The 3,109-nt window shown below is 51.3% G+C and carries 2 protein-coding genes and 1 pseudogene; all 3 read left to right on the top strand.

Annotation, left to right across the window (positions count from 1 at the left end; translation table 11 throughout):
- Positions 1 to 646, top strand: a pseudogene (locus Q0605_RS07490) (hypothetical protein); the annotation flags it as partial.
- Positions 647 to 657: 11 nt separating this feature from the next.
- A complete protein-coding gene (locus tag Q0605_RS07485; protein WP_298705658.1) occupies positions 658 to 921 on the top strand; it encodes a hypothetical protein in 264 nt (87 codons plus the stop codon).
- Positions 922 to 931: 10 nt separating this feature from the next.
- Positions 932 to 3,064 carry a Sua5/YciO/YrdC/YwlC family protein gene (locus Q0605_RS07480; protein ID WP_298705655.1) on the top strand — a complete coding sequence of 711 codons (2,133 nt, stop codon included), beginning with the start codon at positions 932 to 934 and terminating at the stop codon, positions 3,062 to 3,064.
- Positions 3,065 to 3,109: the final 45 nt, after the last annotated feature.

The following is a 3,109-nucleotide window of genomic DNA, read 5'->3' as shown; positions in this document are numbered from 1 at the left end:
AAAAGGGCTTTTAAATGATCCCAAAAAACGGGTTTTGCGCTGCTTTTTGGGCGTGGGCGCGGATGATGAGATCGCAATTTATGGCGAAAGCTCCAAAAAAATTCTACTTAAATTTGATCTGCCGCGCAGCTTTGACGAACTTAAGGCTCAATTTTGCGCGGATGAGACGGGCGCTAAGCTGCTTGAAAATTTTAGCGCCAAATTTAATGTAAACGCCGCGAAAATCGATGAAATTTTAAAAAGCGCAAATGCGGGATTTTACGGCATCTTTAGCGTCGCCGCGCAGCTTATCTGGGGGCGCGATGCGGCGTTTTTGATAGCGAGCGCGGAGGATTTTGCGGGCGGCAAAGGGGTGCGGCTTGATTTTTGCACGGACGAGCGCGGCTGCGTGCAAGCGGATAAAATTTTGCGCTCGGCGATGAGCTATGCGCTCGCAGGCGCCAATGAAAAGCTGTTTGCGTTCGGATTTTTCGATAGTTTGGGCTACTTTTTAAGCGATCTGGCGGATGAGCGAAAAGAGGATTTTGACGTTTTGATCTTCGGCGGCGCGATGTTTGGCGGGCGCAAATTTGCAGATTTAATGCTTAAACTTTGCAAAAATTTTGACGCGAGCTTTAGCGACGAATTTGCGCTTCAAGCTCGCTAGATCGGGCATGTATGCGTATTTTTGATAAAGCTTCAAAGCCTTATTCGCAAAACGGCGAGTTGCGCGGGCATTGCGGTGCCGATAGCCACGCCATACGGGCTAAATTTAACGCAGATGAGATCGCGCGAAATTTCAAAAAAGCGGCAAAGGGCGCGAGCGTGAAGGAACAAATTTTATTAAATTTAGAGCACATTTTGCAGCGCCCGGTACGTTTTATCCGCCCGCTGCGAGCGCAACTTGCTTGCAAAACAGCTCCTGCACCGCGCAATTTATGACGGTACGCGCATGAAAGCGGCTAAATTTGAGGTTTTCGGAGCAGTGCAGGGGGTCGGGTTTCGCCCGTTCGTCTACAAGCTCGCCGTGGATTTGGGGCTGAAAGGCGAGGTTTATAACGACGGCGAGGGCGTTAAAATCATCGTTTGCGCAGAGCTTTCCGAGCCGCAAAAAGGCTCGATTGATAAAAATTCCGCCCCTTTAAATTTAGATGAGCCGAATTCTAACGAAATTCAAGCGCAGAAAGTATCGTCATCAGCCGCTCGGTCTTTAAATTCTACCGAGGCGGATTCTAGCGAGACCGCAAGCTCGTCACCAAATTTTACGGGCTCAAATTTAAATCCGAACTCCATTTCGCCGCAAAGCGCACCGAGCTTACCGAATGATTCGGCCGGTTCGCTACGTGATCTAGCAAACGATTTAGCAAATCCGCCTGATTTGACGAATGATTTTCAAGCCGCAGCGAGCGAGAAATTTTTACCAAACTTATTCGAGATCGATCTAAACGAGCAGGGCTCTATTTTGCCCGCTTCGTCGGATCAAAATTTCGTCGTGCAAAATTCGTCGCAGCAGCGCGGTATGTCTCAGAATGAATCGCCGCAAGGCTTGCAAAATATTAAGTACAATTTGCAAGGCGCGAAGGGGGATTTGCAGAGCTTTAAACGCAATCCGCAAAGCGCCGAGCAAGATCTGCGCGAAGAAGAAATTTTAAAAATTTTCGAGCAGCGCCTTCGCAGTGAGGCGCCGCCGCTTTGTCGTATCGATAGGATTATTCGCGCAGATATTAATACACAAGATTTTGCGCAAAATTTTACTGATTTTAAGATCACGCAGTCCAAGGAGGGGCGTAAATTTAATCCGATTTTGCCAGATTTTGCGATCTGCGATCAGTGCAAAAAAGAGTTTTACGACCCCCAAAATCCGCGCTTTCACTACCCATTTATCAACTGCACGGATTGCGGCCCGCGCCTTAGCATCATCGCAGCGCTGCCGTACGACCGCGCAAACACCACGATGAGGGCGTTTGAGATGTGCGAGTTCTGCCGCGGCGAATACACGGACCCGCTCACGCGCCGCTATCACGCCGAGCCGATCTCCTGCCCGCACTGCGGCCCGCAGCTATTTTTATGCAACGCGGACGGCGAAATTTTATCTAGCGACGAGGATGCGATAGCGCGCACGGCGGAGCTTTTGCGGCGCGGGCAGATCGGCGCGATCAAGGGAATGGGCGGCTTTCACATCGTCTGCGATGCGACGAACGAGCGCGCGGTACGCATGCTGCGAACGCTCAAAAAGCGCCCGAGCAAGCCTTTTGCGATCATGTGTCGCGATGCAGCGCAAGCAGGGCGCACAGCGAGCCTAAGCGCGGAGGAGGAGGCGCTGATAGATTGCAATGTCAAACCGATCGTGATTTTAAAAAAGCGTGAATTTGTTTGGCGCACAGAGGCGGGCTTTGCGGCTGATTTCGGTACGCAAAATTTAAAGGCGCGAGGCGAAAATTCTATATCGCCGAAATTTGCTGGCAATCCAGAGGATTTGGCGCAAGAGCAGGACTCTGCGTTACGAAATTTACGCAATTTAGCGGCACAAAATTTTAGCGCGCAAAATATTGGAGTTTGCGCGGAGCAGGGCGGGTTGCATAGTGCGCAAATTTTTAGCAAAACGGCGCGACGTAGTTTCGCCTGCGATGCGTCGGTTGCAGACAAATCTAGCTCGCGGAGCGCAGAAAACGAGCTAGGACGCGGATCGAATGGGTCTGGTTCGCAGTGCGCGGCTAAAAATTTGAACTCGCCGCAAGCAGAAGGCGAGCCAAAGCTGCGACATACAGCTAATGAGTTAAATTTACAGTCCGCAGCGGATAGCCAAGACTTGCGATGCGCGGCGAAGAAGTCTGATTCTTGGTTTGCGCCGGACGAGTCTATTTCGCAAAATTCGGCGAATATTCAGGGTTTGCGACATGTTGAGGATGGAGTAGACTTGCAGCGTGCGACGTGCGAGCCGAGTCCGGAACAGACGATAAATTCGGAAGGCTCATGCTCTGCGCAGGCGTGTGTGGCGGAGGCGCATGGCGCATGTTCCGCTAACAGGGGCAATTTCGTGCGTTTACCTGCGAGCTTTTCGGCGATTTTTAAGGCGGGTGCGTAACGATCTTGCCTTGTTGGAGCTTTTCGGCCGGCCGGACATTCCGGT

It is taken from the genome of uncultured Campylobacter sp. (assembly GCF_938017705.1).
In the GTDB taxonomy this organism is placed as follows: domain Bacteria; phylum Campylobacterota; class Campylobacteria; order Campylobacterales; family Campylobacteraceae; genus Campylobacter_B.
This window is presented reverse-complemented; position numbering and strand designations above follow the sequence as displayed.